Source organism: Bailinhaonella thermotolerans (assembly GCF_003594875.1).
GTDB classification, from domain to species: Bacteria; Actinomycetota; Actinomycetes; order Streptosporangiales; family Streptosporangiaceae; genus Bailinhaonella; species Bailinhaonella thermotolerans.
In genome coordinates, this window is sequence record NZ_QZEY01000006.1 from 19535 (window position 1) to 38042 (window position 18508).

Consider the following 18508-nt stretch of genomic DNA (forward strand, 5'->3'; position numbering starts at 1 on the left):
GCCACCCGATCACCGTAGGACCCGCTCCACCGCCCCGGGATCCCCTATCGGACCGGGGTAACCCCCTGACTTGCCCGCGCGATCCTCGGCCACCAGGCGCTCCAGCCGGGGGACGAGCTCCGCCGGGGTGGGCTCGGCCAGCATCTCGCGGCGCAGCCGGTCGGCGGCGGCCCGGGGGCCGGGGTCGTCCAGCAGCGCCGCCAGCGCGGCCCGGAAGCCGGCGGCGTCGAGCTCCGGCGGGGCGATGTAGCGGCCCGCGCCCTGGGCGGCCAGCCGCTTGGCCTTCACCGGGCAGTCCCAGGTGTTGGCGATCATCAGTTGCGGCACCCCGTTGAGCAGCGCGGCGCTGAACGTGCCGGCCCCGCCGTGGTGCACCGCCACCGCGCAGGTCGGCATCAGCAGGTTCATCGGCACGAAGTCGACGACGCGCACGTTGCCCGGCAGCGGCTCCAGCGCGGCGCGCTGCTGCGCGTCGAGCGTGGCCACCACCTCCACGTCCAGCTCGGCCGCCGCCGCCACCAGCTCGGCCGGGCCGAGCTTCCAGTCGTGCAGGAAGTCCGCCCCGGTACGGCCCAGCGTGAAGCAGACGCGCGGGCGCGCGGGCGGCTCGGCCAGCCAGCCGGGCATCACCGAGCGCCCGTTGTACGGCAGCGCCCGCATGCCCACCACGGGCACCCCGGCCGGCAGCCGCAGGCTCGGCGGCATCGTGGTGTCGATGGTGAGCCGCCCGGTGACCGCCTCCTCGGTGAACGGGCGGGAGTACCGCCCCAGGGTCAGCGCCAGCCACTCGCCCACCGGGTCCTCCCAGTGGGCGCGCGGCTGCCGGTCGCGCAGTTCCAGGAAGGCGCGGCGGGCGCTGCCCAGCACGTCGAGGCCCCACAGCGCCCGGACGTGCGCCGCCCCGCAGGCCTCGGCCGCGACGGCCCCCGCCAGGGTGAACGGCTCCCAGATCACCAGGTCCGGGCGCCACCGCCGGGCGAAGGCGACCAGTTCGTCCACCATCGCCGTGTTGTTGGTGGCGGCGAGCAGCAGCGGCGCGATCACCGTGTCGAAGTCCAGGGCCTGTTCCCAGGTGACCGGCTCGTCGCGGTCCTCGTGCACGCGGGGCGGGCCCATCGCCGCGCCCGGCCGCTCCCGCACCTCGTCCAGGGGCGGGTCGGTGCCGACCGGGACCGCGGTCAGCCCGGAGGCGGTGATGGCGTCGGTCAGCGCGGGCTGGCTGGCCACCCGGACCTCATGCCCGGCGGCGGCCAGCGCCCAGCCGAGCGGCACCAGGCAGTTGTAGTGCGAGGCGAGGGCGAACGAGGTGAGCAGGACACGCATCAGTTCTCTCCAAGCCCGAGCACGGGCAGCTCGACGGGGCCGCGCGCCACGGGGGCGCGCCGCCGGTACACCGGGGCGCCGGCCGGCCGCAGGTCCGGCCGTTCCTCGGCGAGGACCCGCAGCGCCACCTCGGCCTGCGCGCGCACCACCGGGGCGGCGGGGAGGTGGTGGAGGCCGCCGGCGAACGCGAGCGGCGCGGGCCCGGCCTCCCGGTCGAGGCGGAAGCGGTCCGGATCCGGGTGCCGGGCCGGGTCCCGCCCCGCGGCCGCGGTGATCATCACGAGGTGGCCGCCCGCGGGCAGCTCCGTTCCGGCCGTTTCGACGGGGGCCGCGGCCACCCGGGCCTCCGCCTGCACCGGCGGGTCGTACCGCAGCGTCTCCGCCACGGCGGCGCCGGCCAGCTCCGGGTCCCGGCACAGCGCCGCCCACTGTCCGGGCTCGGCCAGCAGCGCGCGGACCGCGTTGCCCACCAGGTGCGCGGTGGCCGGGGCGGCGGTGGTGGACAGCAGCACGCGTACGGCCCGGCCGGGCTCGTCCGGGGCGTCGGGGGCCTCGCCGAACAGCGCGTCGAGGCCGGCCACCGCGGCCTCGACCCGGCGGACCAGGGGCAGCGGCTGGGCGGCGAGCAGGGAGTCCGGCAGCGCCGCGGACTCCGCGCAGCACTCCGCGTACCTCGGCAGCGCGGGGCCGGGGACGCCGAGCAGCGCCCCGGTGGCGGCGGCGGCCACCGGCCAGGCGTACCCGGCCATGAGGTCGCCGCCGGTGACCCGGCCGAGGGCGGCCCGGCACTCCCGTTCGACGGTCTTGCGATGCGCGGCGAGCGCCTCCTGGTCGACCAGGGGCCGCCAGTGGGCGCGCAGCCGCTCGTGCTCGCCGGCCTCGGCGCCCAGCGTGCCGTACCCGTAGAAGGGCAGCGGCTGCTCGGCGGCGGGCGCGCCGTCCGGGCCCGCCATCCGCCAGCGCGAGTCGGCCAGGGCCCCGGCGATCACCTCCGGGTCCGCGGTCACCCAGCTCCCTGTCGCGCTGCGGTGGATCGGGCCGCGCTCGCGGATCGCGGCGTAGTGGGGGTACGGATCATCGGCGCCGCGCAGGACCAGGGCGTAGGGATCGCCCAGGCTGCCCAGCACCCGCTGCGTGGCGCGGATGTTGAGCAGGCGCAGGCCCAACTCGTAATCGGCTACTGGGTTGGCGCCCTCGGGCATGGTGCCTCCACCTCGCCGGCGATCAGATCGACGATCGCCACGGTAGGTGCGTCCATCGCCCCTAGATCAACCCCTAATGGGCCTCACCCCGGCCCCACGAACCAGGTGTGGGGGCCGGGGTGAGGCCAGGGGGAGCCCGGGCACGGCGCCTTCACCGCACGTCAGCGCGCCCGCGCCACGCGACGCCGCCGCGGCGCCACGCGGCGGGCTCGGCGCTGCTCAGCACGGCTCAGCGCGACGCACACGGCTCAACGCCTCGGAGCCGTTTCCCGGGCCGCCCCTCAGTGGACCTCGGTCTCCGCGTGCTTGATGGTGGCGCCGCGCAGCGCGAACAGCGCGACGGCGGCCAGCGCCACCATGAGCGCCGCGGTCACGTAGAGCGGCACCTGCATGCCGAGGGTGAACGCCGACCGGGCGGCCGCGGCGAGCTGGGCGCCGAGCTGCCCGGACAGCTCGCCGGCGATCGCGAGCGCCGCCGAGAGGGTCTCGGACGCCGCCGCGGTCTCGGCCTCGGGCAGCCCCTCGGGCACGGTGTCCAGCAGCGTCCGGCTGTAGACGGCGGTGCTGATCAGGCCCATGAGCGCGATGCCCAGCGCCGTCCCCAGCTCCAGGCTGGTCTCCGACAGCGCGGAGGCCCGCGCGGACCGCTCGGGCGGGACGCTGCCGAGGACGATGTCCACCGCCACCGTGGCCACGATCCCGGTGCCCGCGCCGACCAGGATCGTCCCGGGCACGAGCACCGCCAGCCCGGAGTCCACCTGGACCTGCGCCATGAGCAGCAGGCCGGCGCCCATGAGCAGCGGCCCGGCCGCGAAGATCGGCCCGGGCCGGACCCGCTGCGCGAGGTAGCCGGCGACCACCGCCGCGACGATCACCCCGGCCCCGGCCGGCATCTGCCACAGCGCCGCGGGCAGCGGGCTCAGCCCCAGCACCTGCTGGAGGTACGGCGAGGCGAGGTAGGTGCCGCCGGTGAGGGCGAACATGACCAGCGCGTAGCCGCTCACCGCGGTCGCGAAGACGGGCCGCCGGAAGAGGTCGATGTCGATCATCGGATCGGCCAGCCGGCGTTGCCTGCGCACGAACGCCACGCCGAAGGCGACACCCGCGGCGAGCGCGCCGACCGCCCAGAGCGACGGCTCCTCCAGGGCGAGCTGCTTCAGCCCGTAGATCAGCGGCAGCACCGCGGCCAGCGACAGCACCGCGCCGAGCAGGTCGAAGCGCCCCTTGCGGGGGTCCATGGACTCCGGCAGCAGCATCACGCCGGCGATCAGCAGCAGCACCATGAACGGCACGTTGATCAGGAAGACGGAGCCCCACCAGAAGTACTCCAGCAGAAAGCCGCCCAGCGGCGGGCCGAGCACCACGCCTCCCGACGAGCCGGCGGTCCAGATGCCCACCGCCATCTTGCGCTGCCCGGGATCCCGGAACAGCGTGCGGATGAGCGCCAGCGTGGACGGCATGAGCGTGGCCGCGCCGACGCCCAGCAGCACCCGCGCGGCGATCAGCAGTTCGGGCGAGGTCGAGTAGGCCGCGGCGGCCGAGCCGACGCCGAAGACCACGGCGCCGCCCAGCAGCACGCGCCGCCGGCCGATCCGGTCGCCCAGCGCGCCCATCGTCATCAGCAGACCGGCGAGCACGAACGTGTAGATGTCCATGATCCACAGCAGTTCGGTGCCGGTGGGCCGGAGCCCCGCGGTGATCCAGGGGACGGCGAGGAACAGGATGGTGATGGAGTTGGACAGCAAGATCACGGGAATGGTGAGTACGGCCAGGCCGAGCCACTCGCGAGGTCCCGCGCCGGCGGGAGTCATCTGCGCCATGCCCGGAATTGTACAACCGTATAGGACGGACGTATGGATAGATGGTAGAATCTCGACCATGGGACATCGGGAGCAACTCCTCGAAGGCGCGAAGCGGTGCATCATGGAGCGCGGCTACGCGCACACCACCGCCCGGCACATCGTCGCCGCCTCCGGGGCGAACCTCGCCTCCATCGGCTACCACTTCGGCTCCAAGGAGGCCCTGCTCCGCGAGGCCCTCATCGAGATGACCCAGGACTGGGTCGACCTGTGGCGGGTCGCCGTGCCCACGCACGCCGCCGACCCCCTGGAGGGCTTCGAGAAGACCTGGGCGCAGGTGGTCGAGAGCTTCGCGGAGAACCGCCCCCTCCTGGCCGCCAACTTCGAGGCGCTCACCTGCGCCGAGCACGCCCCGGACCTGCGTGAGCGGCTGAGCGACGCCCTCGAGTCGGCCGCGGCCCCCGACGGCCTGGCCAACCTGCTCGGCGTGGAGGGGGCGCTCGACGAGGAGTCCGCCCGGGCGGTGGGCAGGCTCTACCTCACCCTGCTCCAGGGGCTGATGGCGCAATGGCTGATCAGCCCCGACCTGGTCTCCGTGACCGATCTGACCGACGGGCTGCGCGTGCTCCTGCGCCAGCCCCCCATCCACCGGCGCGGGGGGCACCCGCGCCCCGAGCGCGAGGTACTCGGCACCGCATCGTCGGCGAACAACGGCTGAGCTGATTCGGGGGACACTGATGTTCCAGAAGCCACTATCGTCCGTCACCACGCCGTTCACCCTCGCCGGCAACTCCGACATCCCGGATCACTGGACCGGCCGCGACCTGCTCACCTCGGTCATCCTCTGGTACGGGCTGGACCCGGTGCTGGCCGCCCAGCGCGCGGAGGAGCTGCTCGGCCCCTGGGAGCTGGCCGAGGCGGAGATCACTCCCGTGCGGGAGTACTCCCCCGGCATGGTCAGGAAGATGAGCCTGCTGGTCACCCTGCTGCCCGAGCCGCAGCCGCTGGCGCTCGACGCGCTGCTGACCGACGCCGACCACGCCTCGCGCTCGTGGATGACCGCGTGACCGCCGCCACCCCGTCCGGCCCACCCGGACAGTCCGGGCGGTCCGGACAGTCAGGGTCGTCCGGGAAGTCCGAGCCGTCCGGGTCGTCCGGGCCGCTCCGCGTGTCCGTCCCCGCCGGCGCGCGGGGCGGCGCGCCGGCGGGGGCGGCTCTCCCGCCGGGCGTGGCGGGGCCGTCCTCAGACGGGATAGGTCTCCTTCGACGAGTCCCGTACGCCCAGGGACAGCTCGGTCGGCAGGTCGGCGCGCCGCTTCACGTTGAGCTTGCGGTACACCCGGGTGAGGTGCTGCTCCACCGTGCTGACCGTGATGAACAGGCGCTGGCTGATCTCCCGGTTGGTGTAGCCGAAGGCGGCCAGCGAGGCGACGCGGCGTTCGGCGTCGCTGAGCGCCGCCACCTCGCCCATGCCGCCGCCGCTGTCCTCCTCGCGCGGCTGCAGCCGCGCCGACAGCGGGCCGGCCTCGCACGCCTTGGCGATCTGCTTGGCCCGCCGGGCCATGAGCCGGGCCCGGGTGATGTCGCCGAGCTCCTGGTAGGCGTCGCTGAGATCCGCGTACGCCCAGCCGAGCTCCAGCAGGTCCCCGGAGCGCTGCAGCAGTGACATCGCCTCCTGCAGCCGCGCCGGCCGCTGCCGCAGCTCGGTGACCGACGCGAGCAGGCGCAGCGCCCTGCCGCGCACCCGCGGGTGGGTGCCGCCGGGCATCGACAACTGCTCGGTGATCTTCTGCCGGGCCTCCTCGACCGCGCCGATCCGCAGGTACATCCGGGCGACCGCGCAGCGCCAGTCCGCGAGCGCGGGGATGTCCAGGTCCCACGCGCGCAGCAGCTCGCCGCACTCGTGGAAGTCGCTCAGCGCCGCCCGGGTGCGGTCCGTGGCGAGGTAGTACTCCCCCCTGGCCTGCAGGAACAGCGGCCACAGCGTGGTATGCGGCAGGTCGTCGGGGATTCCGCGCTTGATGATCTCCGCCGCCTCGTCCAGGTCCCCCATGGCGACGGTGGCGCGCAGCAGCACCGTCAGCGGCAGCCCGAGGACGACCCCCCAGCCGGTCCGCGACATCCCGCTCAGCGCCTGCCGGGCGTACCTCCTGGCGTCGCCCAGCTCGCCGTTCTGCACGGCCAGCCACGACCGGATCCCGGCGAGCGCGGCCGTCCAGCGCGGGAACCCCCGCGCCGCCCCCTCGGTGCCGAGCGACTCGCACCACCGCACCGCCTCCTGGCGGCGGCCCGCGTGGGCCAGGGTGAACAGCGCGCCGACGACGGCCTCCAGCTCCGCCTCGGCCAGGTTGCAGCTCTCCAGCAGCTCCTGGGCGGCGCCGACGACGTCCTCCTCGGCCTTGCCCAGCAGCACGTTGCGCAGCGCGAACTCCCGCGCGTCGCCGCCGCCCGCGGGCTCGCCCGCCTCGCCCTCGACGAACAGGGAGGGGAAGATCAGCCGCACCCACTCCCGGGTGAGGCAGAGCCGGTCCTTCCCCCGGGGCGGGGTATCGCGCGAGGGCGCCGTCCAGTCGTAGACGCGGGACGCCCGGCGGATCCGGCCATGCCACAGCAGATACCTGCTCAGGGCCCGGGCGTCGGCGTCGGCGAGCCGGCCGCGCCCGAAGGCGTCCTCCAGCGGGGCCAGGAAGCGCAGCGCGGCGGCGGGCCGATGGCACCAGTTCGCCCTGGCCAGCTCGGTCAGGATCGCCGCCCGCGCCGGCTCGTCGTCGCAGATGCGCCGGGCCAGCTCCAGGCAACTGATCGTCCGGTCCGGGTCGTCGTGCACGAGCGCCGCCTGGGCGGCCTCGCGCAGCACCGCCACCATCCACGGCTCCCCCTCGGCCGGGGTGGCCGGGCTGGCGGTCAGCAGGTGTTCGGCGATGTCCCCGGCCTCGGCGCCGAGCTGGTACATGATCCGCGCGGCGCGCATGTGCATCACGGACTGGCGGTCGGGGCTCAGGTCCCGGAGTACGGCCTTGCGCATGGTCGGATGTCGGAACTGGTTCGCCCGCAGCAGCCCGGCCCAGTCCAGGGCCTCCAGGGCGGGCAGCACGTAGGCGGGCTTGACGCCGAGCAACTGCGCCACCGACCCGGTGCTGGCCGAACGGCCCAGCAGGGCGACGCCGCGGGCCGCGTCCAGGACCCGTGGATCCCAGCGGTGCAGGCAGGACAGGACGGCCTGGTGGAGGTGGCGGCCGACGCCCGGCTGGCAGCCCTCCGGCGACCAGCCGCCCTGCGCCACGTCCCAGTAGTCCTGCACCATGGCGTGCAGGAGGAGCGGGTTCCCGCCGCTGAGCCGGTGGTACTCCGGGGCCAGCCGGACGGCCGGCTCGGCGCCCACCGCGTCCCGGAGGAGTTCCTCCACCCCGCCCTGCGAGAGCCCGGTGACCCGTACCTGGACGCAGTTGGGCTGCCGCGTGAGCTCGGCGCTGAACAGGGAGTTCACCGAGCGGCGCTGCGACAGCGAGGTCACGGCCAGCAGCAGCGGCGCGTTCGCCATGCGCCGCTGGATGTAGAGCAGGGCCTGCAGGCTCGGGCCGTCCGCGTAGTGCACGTCGTCGACGGCCAGCAGGATCGGCTGCCGCTTGGTGAGCTCCACGAGGACCCCGCACAGCCGGGCCGCGACATGGGTGAGATTCTGCCCGAGCACCACGGGGTCGGGCACCCCGGAGATTCCGTTGACGGGTTCTGGGACGAGTGTCTGCTCCACCTCGTCGGTCAGTTCCTGGGGCAACTCCGCGGACCGGAACAACTGTCCCAGAGTCCCCAGGGGAAACATTCGTTCCGCCCGCGAGCCGGCGCTTTTCATGAGGAAAAACCCCGCCGCGGCCGCGTCGTTCGCACAGGCCTGCAGTAACGCGCTCTTGCCCATGGCGCCGGGACCGGTTATCACCATGACTCCGCCGACCCCGCGCCGCGCCTTCTCAATTAGGCTGTGGAAGTTCGCCAGCGCCTCTGCACGTTCGATGAGCTGCATGGCCCAGACCTCCAGCCGGCCACCCTAGTTGTTGCTCTCGATCAGTCGCTTTCGCTTTCCGGTGAATTTCCGCGATGTTCCCTCGGCCGTCCCTCGCCGGAGAGAGGGATTCACGGCGGCCATTCCCGCCGTGGACGGGGACGCCGGGCACGGCGATCCGGCCGCTGACATCGGTGACACCGCGGCGGGCGGCCTGACGGGCGACGACTCCGGAGAGGATCTCGGCAGGCCCGGGCCGGGCGCGGGCGGGCGAGGTGACGCGCGGGGCGATACGACGGCGTCCGGCCGGCCAGGATGTGACGTCGGGGCGCTTGCGCGTGACGCTGTCGTCGCGGACGATGTGCGGACCGCCGCCGGCCTCCAGCCGTTCCGGCGGCGACCCCCAACCGGCCGCCATGATCTCCCCCTGGTTCACGAGGCATGCCGCGGGTATCCCGCCCCCACCGTAGGCACGCCGCCCCCTGTCCGTTCCACCGCGACGGTGTGCGGCCAGCCGTCAATCCCCACCAGCACGATCCGCGCCCGCCGCGTCGCTCACGGCGGCACATTCCGCGCCGAGGCCGACCGCCGCGGCTCTTCTTCTCGCTCCCGCAAGGGACTGCCGCCGCAACCCGCATCCTCCAGCTCCGTCAATACGGATAGTCACGGCCCCCCGAGACAATCCTGGGATCGCCCCTCTCCTTCCCGCTCCACCCTGTCAGACAGCATGATTAATGGATCTTTCGGACAACATGATGACTGTATCCGGCAATACGACCCCTCTCGACCCCTAAAGGCCCCCTATCTCCCCCCTTCGAGGGACCAACTAGGACATTCGATAGTTATGGTGTGGATGACATGAACCTGCTGGCGATCAGCGACCTGCACGTGGCGTTCCCCGAGAATCGGTCGCATCTTCGTGACCTGCGGCCCATTTCGGAGTCGGACTGGCTCCTGGTGGCCGGCGACGTGGCCGAGCGCATGGACGACATCGAATGGGCGCTGCGACTGCTCGGCGACCGGTTCGCCACCGTGGTGTGGGCCCCGGGCAACCACGAGCTGTGGTCCTTCCCCGACCGCCCCGACGAGCCCCGCGGCGCCGCGCGCTACCGCGCCCTGGTCGAGCTCTGCCGCCGGCTCGGCGTGCTGACCCCGGAGGATCCGTACCCGGTCTGGCCCGGCCGGGACGGCCCGGTGACCGTGGCGCCGCTGTTCCTCCTGTACGACTACAGCTTCCGGCCCGACGGCGTCGCGTCCAAGGCCGAGGCGCTGCGGCTGGCCCACGACGCGGGCGTGGTCTGCACGGACGAGGTGCTCCTGGACCCCGATCCCTACCCGAGCGTGGACGCCTGGTGCGCGGCCCGCCTCGCCGTCACCGAGCGGCGCCTGGCCGAACTGCCGGACGGCGCGCGGACGGTCCTGGTCAACCACTACCCGCTGGTCCGCGAGCCGACCCGGGTCCTGCGCTACCCGGAGTTCGCCCTGTGGTGCGGCACCGAGCGCACCGCCAAGTGGCACCTGCGGTACAACGCCGCCGCCGTCGTCTACGGGCATCTGCACATCCCGCGCACCACCTGGCACGACGGCGTGCGGTTCGAGGAGGTCTCGCTGGGCTACCCGCGCGAGTGGCGGCGGCGCGGCGGGCCCCGCCACCCGGTGACCATCCTGCCGGAGGACCCGTGATCGAGAGGCTGCTGCCGCCCTCGGCCGTCGCCGTGGAGGCGTACGACGACGCCGCCGACGCGCCGCTCTACCCCGAGGAGCGCGCCCACGTGGCCCGCGCGGTGGAGAAGCGGCGGCGCGAGTTCGCCACGGTACGGCGGTGCGCCCGCGACGCGCTCGCCGGGCTGGGCGTCGCCCCGGCGCCGATCCTGCCGGCCGAGCGCGGCGCGCCCGCATGGCCGCCGGGTGTGGTCGGCAGCATGACGCACTGCGCCGGCTACCGGGCCGCCGCCGTGGCCAGGGCGGCCGATCTCACCGCCATCGGCATCGACGCCGAGCCCCACGCGCCGCTGCCGGACGGCGTGCTGGAGGCGATCTCGCGCCCCGACGACAGGGCCGGCCTGGCGGCCCTCCCGCCGGGCCAGGTCTGCTGGGACCGGCTCCTGTTCTGCGCCAAGGAGGCGGTCTACAAGGCCTGGTTCCCGCTGACCCGCCGCCCCCTCGGCTTCGAGGACGCCTCCGTGGACATCGACCCGGCCCCCGAGGCCACCGCCTCCGAGGCTCGCGAGGGGGCGTTCCGCGCGCGGCTGCACACCGAGGGCCCGTGGCGTACGCTCACGGGCCGCTGGCTCGCCACGGGCGCCCTCCTCATCACGGTCATCACCGTGGAGCGGTGACCCGCCCGCCCGGGAACGCGGCGCACCGCCGTACCGCGATCCCCGGGCGGGCCCTCAGCGGACGGTCAGGCCGGTGACCGCGCGGCCGATGATCAGGCGCTGGATCTCCGACGTCCCCTCGAAGATGGTGTAGATCTTGGCGTCGCGGTGCCAGCGCTCCACCGGGTGGTCGCGGGTGTAGCCCGCGCCGCCCAGGACCTGGATGGCCTGCTCGGTGACCCAGACGGCGGTCTCGCCCGCCACCAGCTTGGACATGGAGCCCTCGGCCTGGGCGAAGGGCCGGGCGTTGCGCGCCATCCAGGCGGCCCGCCAGGTCAGGAGGCGGGCGACGTCCACCTTGGTGGCCATGTCGGCCAGGAGGAAGGCGATCGCCTGGTTCTCGCCGATGGGACGGCCGAACTGGTGGCGCTCCACGGCGTAGTCACGGGCGTACTCGTAGGCCGCGCGCGCGATGCCCACCGCCATCGCGGCGACGCTGGGGCGGGACGCCTCGAAGGTGCGCATGGCCGCCTGCTGGCCGCTGCGCCGGCCCTCGCGGGCCCGGGCCAGGCGCTCGTCGAGCTTCTCCTTGCCGCCCAGCAGGCAGCTCCCGGGCACCCGGACGTTGTCGAGGACCACCTCGGCGGTGTGGCTGGCGCGGATGCCGTGCTTCTTGAACTTCTGGCCCTGCGACAGCCCCCTGGTGCCCGGCGGGATGATGAAGCTGGCCTGGCCCCGGGTGCCCAGGTCGGGGTCCACCGAGGCCACGACGATGTGGACGTTGGCGATGCCGCCGTTGGTCGCCCAGGTCTTCACACCGTTGATGACCCACTCGCCCGCCGCCTCGTCGAAGACGGCGCGGGTCCTGATCGCCCCCACGTCGCTGCCGGCGTCGGGCTCGGACGCGCAGAACGCCCCGAGCTTGACGTCGTCGGGGGTCCCGAACATCTGCGGGATCCACTCGCCGACCTGCTCGGGGGTGCCGTTGGCGGTGACCGAGACGGCGGCCAGCCCGGTGCCGACGATGGACAGGCCGATGCCCGCGTCGCCCCAGAAGATCTCCTCGAACGCCACGGGGATGCCGAGGCCGCTCTCCTCGAACCACTGCTGCGCGAAGAAGTCGAGCGAGTAGAGCCCGATCTTGGCGGCCTCCTGGAGGATCGGCCAGGGCGTCTCCTCACGCTCGTCCCACTCGGCCCCGGCCGGCCGGATCACGTCCCTGGCGAACTCGTGCACCCAGTCGCGCACCTCGCGAATTTCCTCGCTGAGCTCCATCGAGAAGCCGCTCATCTAACCCACCCCTCGGCGAAAAGTTACCGGCGGTAACACCCTACCGCGCGGCCACCCCGGCAGCACTCCCCCGGCCCTGGCCGCCGCGCCCGGCTTCCCGCCCCGGGCCGTACGGCGGGGCGGCCTCGGCCACATCCGCGCGGGGCGCGGGCGCCCAGGTCACCGCATCCCGGGGCGGATCGCCGTACGGCCTCCGGCGGGCGGGACCGGCGGGAGCGGCCCGGGCGCGCGGGCGGCGTCCGGCGCGGCCCCCACCGTCCGGCGGCCCCACGGCCGGCGGCCCAAGGGTCCGGCGGCCCCTACCGCCCGGCGGGCGCTCCGGCGCGGCGGGCCGCCACCAGGACGATCGCGGCTCCGGCGGCCTGCACCAGCGCGACGGCGGCGAGCACCACGGCGAAGCCCCCGGCCGCCGCGAGGCCGCCCGCGAGCTGCGGGCCGAGCGCGGCCCCGGCGAAGAGCATGAAGGTGAACAGCGACACCCCGGTGCCCCGCGCCGCCCCGGCCCACCGCCCGACGGTCTCGACCATCGCGGGGGCCGTCGCCGCGATCGCGCCGGAGAACAGCGCCAGCGCCAGCGCGAGCCCGACGACGTTCGACGAGGTCAGCACGGTCAGCGCGGTCAGCCCCGCGGCGGCCGCGGCGAGGAGCAGGCCGAGGCCGGCGCGGCGGGGCGCGGGCACCCTGGCCAGCCAGGGCATCAGGAGCGGCACGGCCACGATCGCGGGCAGCGCGGTGGCGCGCAGCGCGAGCAGCGGGCCGGGGGCCCATCCGGCGAGCTGGAGGCCGGTGTAGACGCCGACGAACCCGGTGAGCAGCGTGGTGGTCGCGAGGTACAGCGGCGGCAGGCCCGGGGTGCGCAGCAGGCCGGGGACCGCGCGGTAGACCGCGAACGGCGACCCGGCGGCGTTCTCGGCCGGCGCGTCGGGGAGCAGGACCCGGCGCACGGCCAGGGCGAGGAGGGCGAATCCGGCCGCGGAGGCCAGGAAGAACACCCGCCAGCCGGCCACGGCCAGCACGCCCTGCGCCGCGACCTGGGCGACCACGGCCGAGGCGAGGTAGGCGCTGGTGAGAGCGGCCAGGGCGGGGGCCCGGCGGTCCGGGTCGAAGCGCTCGGCCACATAGGCGAACGCGGCGGGCGGGAACGCGGCGGCGGTCACGCCCTGGAGCACGCGCAGCCCGATCGCCACGCCGAGGCCGGGCGCGGCGGCGACGAGGGCGGTGGTGACGGCGGTGGCGGCGAGCCCGGCGACGATCACCCGGCGGCGGCCGTACCGGTCGGAGACGGGGCCGAAGAGCAGGAAGCCCGCGGCGTACCCGGTCGAGAACGCGGTGGCCAGCCAGGCGGGGGCCGAGGGCGCGACGGCCCACTCGCGCGCGAGCGAACCGAACATCGGGATCACGGCGTAGAGCTGACCGGTGAGCAGCAGCGCGACGCCGACGAGCACCGGGAGGGTCCGGGCGAAGGCCGCGCGAGCCGGCCCGGCGGATGCGATAGCGGTCATGAGGAGAACGCTATACCAACCAACTAGTTGGATGCCAACTGGATGGTTGGGATAGTCTGTCGTCATGCCGAAGGACACGACCGCCACCCGGGACGCCCTCCTCTGCGCCGCCCGGGCGGAGTTCGCCGAGCACGGGATCGCCGGAGCGCGTGTGGACCGCATCGCGCAGCGGGCCGGCGTGAACAAGGAGCGCATCTACGGGCATTTCGGCAACAAGGAGAAGCTGTTCGACGCGGTGATGCGGGACGCGCTCGACGAGGTGGCCGAGTCCGTGGCGTTGCCCGGGGACGACCCGGTGGACTACGTGGGCCGCATCTACGACTTCCACCGCGACAACCCGACCGTGGTGCGCCTGCTGATGTGGGAGGCGCTGCACTACCGCCAGGAGGCGCTGCCGGGCGAGGCCCAGCGCGTGGCCCAGTCCGCCCGCAAGGTCGAGTCGCTGGCGCGGGGCCTGGGCCGCGACCCGTCACCGGACGTGGCGCGGCTCGTGCTGACCCTCATCGGCCTGGCGGTGTGGCCGAACGCGATGCCGACGGTGGCCCGCCTCATCGTCGGCCCCGAGGCCGACACCCCCGAGGGCAAGGACCGGATGCGCGATCACGTCGTCGAGTTCGCCCGCGCCGCCCTGTCCTGACCATCACGCCGTACGGCCAGCGCGGGCCGGGGCATCCCGGGAACGGCGCCGGCCGCTACGCCGCGCCCAGCCGTTCCCGGACCTCCCGCATCGGGGGGCGTTCGGCCACGGCCACGTCGCGGACCGTCACGCTGTGCCCCGCGGGGGTGCGGCGGAACTGGGTGAGGCTGGCGGCGGGGGTGTGGAGGGGGACCAGCTTGCCGTGGCGTTCCAGGCGGGACCAGGCGGTGTGGAGGAGCTGGGCGGACATCGCGCCCAGGGCGTCGATGCCCTGGTGGGAGTGGACGCGGGTGCCCAGGTCCACCTGGGCCAGGGCGTCCAGGCCGCACAGTTCCAGGAGGTCGATGAGCAGGGCCAGCTCGACGCCGTACCCCGTCACGAACGGCACGCGTTCGAGGACGTCGCGGCGCGCGGCGTACTCCCCCGCGAGGGGCTGGACGAAGCCGGCCAGGCGGGGCCAGTGCAGGTTGATCAGCGGGCGCGCGACCAGCTCGGTGACCCGGCCCCCGGCGCCGCTCTCGCCCGCGAGCGGCCGGTCGTAGCAGCCCTTGACGAACGCGACGGACGGGTCGGCCAGCAGCGGCCCGAGCAGGCCGGTGACGAACGACGGGGTGAAGTTGAGCAGGTCGGCGTCCGCGAACACCACGATGTCGCCCGAGGTGGCCGCGAGCGACTTCCACAGCGCCTCGCCCTTGCCGTCCAGCGGCTTGAGATCCGGCAGCACCTCGTCCTGGGCGACGACGCGGGCCCCGGCCGCGCGGGCGACGGCCGCGGTGTCGTCGGTGGAGCGGGAGTCCACCACGACCAGCTCGTCCACCAGGGGCGCGGCCTCCATCAGCTCGCGGCGGATGACGCCCGCGATGACGCCGACCGTCTCGCGCTCGTTCCTGGCGGGCAGCACGACGCTGACCGTCCGCCCGCCCTTGGCCTCCAGCAGCCCGGCCAGGGGCCAGCGGGCCGCCGAGGAGGTGCGCGCGGACGTCCAGGCCTCGACCTCAGGCAGCACGCGCCCGCCCCCTCGTCCCGTTTCTCACGTCAACACCGTAAGGCTTGTCCAGTACGTCCAGGTTTCCCAACGACGACCGGCCCCCGTCTAATCCGCGCCCGCCGTACGACCGCGCAGGTCGGCGGCCGGTCGGCCCCCAGGCGGCGGCTACCGGCCGGCGGCTACCAGCCGGCGGCCACTGGTCGGCGGCCACTGGTCGGCGGCCACTGGTCGGCGGCCACTGGTCGGCGGCCACTGGTCGGCGGCTACTGGTCGGCGGCCACTGGTCGGCGGCCACTGGTCGGCGGCCACTGGTCGGCGGCCACTGGTCGGCGGCGTGGCGCTCCAGGAAGCCGTAGACGTCGGCCTCGTCCACGCCGGGGAACGAGCCGGGCGGGAGGGCGGCGAGCACGTGGGAGTTGGCGCGGGCCGACGGCCAGACGTACCCCTCCCAGCGCTCGGCCAGCTCCTTGGGCGGTCGGCGGCAGCACTCCCCGGTGGGGCAGTTGGACTTGGTCCGGTTCGTGGTCTCGCGCCCGCGGAACCAGCGCGACTCCTTGTACGGCACGCCCAGCGTGATCGCGAAGTCCCGCTCGCGGCTGGGGTCCACGTGGGCCACGCACCAGTACGTCCCGGTGGGGGTGTCGGAGTACTGGTAGTAGAGCGAGAACCGGTCGGGCGAGGTGAACACCTGCCGCCCCGACCACTGCAGGCACATGCGCTGCCCCTCGATCGCGCCCTGCTCGTCGGCGGGCAGCAGGATCCCGTCGTTCTCGTACGCCTTGTAGATGATCCCGCCCGCGTCGTTGCGGACGAAGTGGCAGCGCAGCCCCAGGTGGTGCGTGGCCAGGTTCGTGAACCGGTGCGCGGCCATCTCGTACGACACCGCGAACACGTCGCGCAGGTCCTCCACCGACAGCGACCGCTCGGACTTGGCCTCCAGCAGGTACGGCACCGCCGAGGTCTCCGGCACGAGCACGGCCGCCGCGAAGTAGTTGGCCTCGACGCGCTGGCGGAGGAAGTCGGCGAAGTCGCGCGGCTTGGCGTGGCCGAGCGCGAGGTGGCCGAGGGCCTGGAGCAGGATCGTGCGCGGGGTGTGCATGCCGAGCTGCTCGCGCTTGAGGTAGATCCGGCGGTTGCGCTGGTCGGTGAGCGAGCGCACGGTCCGCGGCAGGTCCTGGACGGTATGCAGGGTGTACCCGAAGTGCGTGACCAGGGCCAGCACGGTGCTCTGCGACAGGGCCCCGCCCCGGTAGCCGACGGCCTCCAGCGCGGCGGCGGCCTGCCGTTCGATCTCGGGGAAGTAGTTGTCGCGCTCGCGCATGCGCCGCCGCAGCTCGGCGTTGGCGACCCGGGCCTCCTCGGGGGTGGCGGTGCCCTTGGCGGCCCGGCGGCGCAGCTCCTGGTAGAGGCCGAGCACGTGCTCCAGCACGTCGTTGGGCACGCGGGCGGAGACCTTCAGGTGCGGCAGCCCGAGGCTCGCGTAGATGGGGTCCCGCTGGGCCTCCTCCAGCGCGATCTCGAGCTGGGCGCGGCGGTTCGGGGCCTGCCGGCGCAGCATCTCCTCCACCGGGACGCCGAGCGCGTCCGCCAGGGCCTTCAGCAGCGACAGCTTGGGCTCGCGCTTGCCGTTCTCCATCAGGGAGAGCTGGCTGGGCGCGCGACCGACGCGTTCGCCCAGTTCGGAGAGGGTGAACCCGCGGGCCTTGCGCAGGTGCCGGAGCCGCTGGCCAAAAGCCAGCAGATCCAGCTCGTTCGACAAACTCAGCGAGTCTTCACCCAGCAACGTTGCCATGCGTCGATCCTAGGCGGAAGAACCGCCGTTCTTGCGCCAACCCCCTAACTTCGGTCCAGGCCACTGGACTAGACCATAGGGAAAGACCAGCGAATCTTCACTTCGCAAGAAGGCATCGACTTCCTCTGGACAGAATTTTCGTCAATCTTCGCTCGGTTCCGCGCTTGTTAACCCACCAGTAACGGGAAGAAACTCCAACCAAGCGCCCAGGGGACGACATAGGGAGTGAATTTCGATGAACGATCGCCTCAAGGGAGCGGCCGAGGAACTGCGGCGTGAGTGGGAGACCAACCCGCGCTGGCAGGGAGTCGAGCGGTCCTTCTCGGCCGAGGACGTTGTGAAGCTGCGCGGTTCGGTCCAGGAGGAGCACACGCTCGCCCGGCTCGGCGCGGAGCGGCTGTGGGACCTGATCCACAACGAGGACTACGTGAACGCGCTCGGCGCGCTGACCGGCAACCAGGCCGTGCAGCAGGTGAAGGCCGGCCTCAAGGCCATCTACCTGTCCGGCTGGCAGGTCGCGGCGGACGCCAACCTGAGCGGGCACACGTACCCCGACCAGAGCCTGTACCCGGCCAACTCGGTGCCGGCGGTGGTCCGCCGCATCAACAACGCGCTGCTGCGGGCCGACCAGATCACCTGGGCCGAGGGGGACGAGAACGCCCCGCACTGGCTCGCGCCGATCGTGGCGGACGCCGAGGCCGGCTTCGGCGGTGTGCTCAACGCGTTCGAGCTGATGAAGGCGATGATCGCGGCGGGCGCGGCGGGCGTCCACTGGGAGGACCAGCTCGCCTCCGAGAAGAAGTGCGGCCACCTCGGCGGGAAGGTTCTCATCCCGACCGGGCAGCACATCAAGACCCTCAACGCCGCCCGGCTCGCCGCCGACGTCGCCGGCGTGCCCTCGCTGATCGTCGCGCGGACCGACGCCCAGGCCGCGACCCTGCTGACCAGCGACGTGGACGAGCGCGACCGCAAGTTCGTGACCGGCGAGCGCACCGCCGAGGGCTTCTACCGGGTGCGCAACGGCATCGAGTCCTGCATCGCCCGAGGCCTGGCGTACGCGCCGTACTCCGACCTGCTGTGGATGGAGACGTCCACGCCGGACCTGGAGGTCGCCAAGGAGTTCGCCGAGGCGATCAAGGCGGAGTACCCCGACCAGCTCCTCGCCTACAACTGCTCCCCGTCGTTCAACTGGAAGAAGCACCTGGACGACTCCACCATCGCCAAGTTCCAGCGCGAGCTGGGCCACATGGGGTACAAGTTCCAGTTCATCACCCTGGCCGGGTTCCACTCCCTGAACCACTCCATGTTCAACCTCGCGCGCGGCTACGCCGAGGAGGGCATGACCGCCTACGTCGAGCTCCAGGAGGCCGAGTTCGCCGCCGAGTCCCAGGGCTACACCGCCACCCGCCACCAGCGCGAGGTCGGCACCGGATACTTCGACCTGGTCAGCACGGCCATCGCGCCGGACTCCTCCACGACGGCCCTCAAGGGCTCCACCGAGGAGGAGCAGTTCGAGGCTCACTGACTCGATGCGCGCCGCCGCGCATCCGTGCGGCACCCACGGCACCACCCCTTGCGAAGCCAGGTCGAACGCGTCAGCCCCGCCCGGATGCGGCTCATCCGGGCGGGGCTGACCGCCGTCCGGGGCGGGCGTGACGCC

Annotated in this window: 13 protein-coding genes and 1 pseudogene; 6 read left to right on the plus strand and 8 right to left on the minus strand. The window is 73.7% G+C overall.

Annotation, left to right across the window (positions count from 1 at the left end; genetic code table 11):
* Positions 1–9: 9 nt before the first annotated feature.
* The 3 genes from D5H75_RS17810 to D5H75_RS17820 form a co-directional block, all read right to left on the minus strand.
* Complete coding sequence (locus D5H75_RS17810; RefSeq protein WP_119927615.1) at positions 10–1323, minus strand: activator-dependent family glycosyltransferase; 1314 nt, start codon at positions 1321–1323, stop codon at positions 10–12.
* On the minus strand, positions 1323–2525 hold the full coding sequence (locus D5H75_RS17815; protein WP_119927616.1) for a cytochrome P450 family protein: 1203 nt from the start codon (positions 2523–2525) through the stop codon (positions 1323–1325). Before D5H75_RS17815 ends, D5H75_RS17810 begins: the two co-directional genes overlap by 1 nt.
* 281 nt (positions 2526–2806) lie before the next feature.
* Positions 2807–4345 carry an MFS transporter gene (locus D5H75_RS17820; RefSeq protein ID WP_119927617.1) on the minus strand — a complete coding sequence of 513 codons (1539 nt, stop codon included), beginning with the start codon at positions 4343–4345 and terminating at the stop codon, positions 2807–2809.
* A 58-nt stretch (positions 4346–4403) separates the two neighbouring features.
* Between D5H75_RS17820 and D5H75_RS40905 the strand changes: the two genes are divergently transcribed.
* Both D5H75_RS40905 and D5H75_RS17835 read left to right on the plus strand, forming a co-directional pair.
* Entirely contained in the window at positions 4404–5042 is a 639-nt protein-coding gene (locus D5H75_RS40905; protein ID WP_202638262.1) for a TetR/AcrR family transcriptional regulator, read from the plus strand.
* Positions 5043–5061: 19 nt separating this feature from the next.
* Complete coding sequence (locus D5H75_RS17835; RefSeq protein ID WP_119927619.1) at positions 5062–5391, plus strand: P-loop NTPase family protein; 330 nt, start codon at positions 5062–5064, stop codon at positions 5389–5391.
* Between the two features lie 176 nt (positions 5392–5567).
* Here D5H75_RS17835 and D5H75_RS17840 read toward each other — a convergent pair whose 3' ends face one another.
* Positions 5568–8342 carry an ATP-binding protein gene (locus tag D5H75_RS17840; RefSeq protein ID WP_119927620.1) on the minus strand — a complete coding sequence of 925 codons (2775 nt, stop codon included), beginning with the start codon at positions 8340–8342 and terminating at the stop codon, positions 5568–5570.
* Positions 8343–9179: 837 nt separating this feature from the next.
* Between D5H75_RS17840 and D5H75_RS41650 the strand changes: the two genes are divergently transcribed.
* Entirely contained in the window at positions 9180–10004 is an 825-nt protein-coding gene (locus D5H75_RS41650) for a metallophosphoesterase family protein (protein WP_202638302.1), read from the plus strand.
* Positions 10001–10660: a 4'-phosphopantetheinyl transferase family protein gene (locus D5H75_RS41655; protein ID WP_202638263.1), complete on the plus strand. Its 660-nt coding sequence runs from the start codon at positions 10001–10003 to the stop codon at positions 10658–10660. Before D5H75_RS41650 ends, D5H75_RS41655 begins: the two co-directional genes overlap by 4 nt.
* 54 nt (positions 10661–10714) lie before the next feature.
* Here the strand turns inward: D5H75_RS41655 and D5H75_RS17850 are convergent, their stop codons facing one another.
* Both D5H75_RS17850 and D5H75_RS17855 read right to left on the minus strand, forming a co-directional pair.
* Complete coding sequence (locus D5H75_RS17850; protein ID WP_119927621.1) at positions 10715–11929, minus strand: acyl-CoA dehydrogenase family protein; 1215 nt, start codon at positions 11927–11929, stop codon at positions 10715–10717.
* 299 nt (positions 11930–12228) lie between these two features.
* On the minus strand, positions 12229–13431 hold the full coding sequence (locus D5H75_RS17855) for an MFS transporter (protein ID WP_242454328.1): 1203 nt from the start codon (positions 13429–13431) through the stop codon (positions 12229–12231).
* Positions 13432–13495: 64 nt separating this feature from the next.
* Here D5H75_RS17855 and D5H75_RS17860 point away from each other — a divergent pair, with 64 nt between their 5' ends.
* Positions 13496–14068, plus strand: coding sequence for a TetR/AcrR family transcriptional regulator (locus D5H75_RS17860; protein ID WP_119927622.1), 573 nt, complete (start codon positions 13496–13498; stop codon positions 14066–14068).
* Positions 14069–14123: 55 nt separating this feature from the next.
* On the opposite strand, the gene D5H75_RS17865 is transcribed toward D5H75_RS17860, so the two are convergent.
* Both D5H75_RS17865 and D5H75_RS17870 read right to left on the minus strand, forming a co-directional pair.
* On the minus strand, positions 14124–15074 hold the full coding sequence (locus D5H75_RS17865; protein WP_119927623.1) for a glucosyl-3-phosphoglycerate synthase: 951 nt from the start codon (positions 15072–15074) through the stop codon (positions 14124–14126).
* A 307-nt stretch (positions 15075–15381) separates the two neighbouring features.
* Positions 15382–16815, minus strand: a pseudogene (locus tag D5H75_RS17870) (helix-turn-helix domain-containing protein); the annotation flags it as partial.
* 268 nt (positions 16816–17083) lie between these two features.
* Here D5H75_RS17870 and aceA point away from each other — a divergent pair.
* Positions 17084–18373, plus strand: a complete 1290-nt coding sequence (gene aceA, locus D5H75_RS17875; protein ID WP_202638264.1) for an isocitrate lyase — start codon at positions 17084–17086, stop codon at positions 18371–18373.
* Positions 18374–18508: the final 135 nt, after the last annotated feature.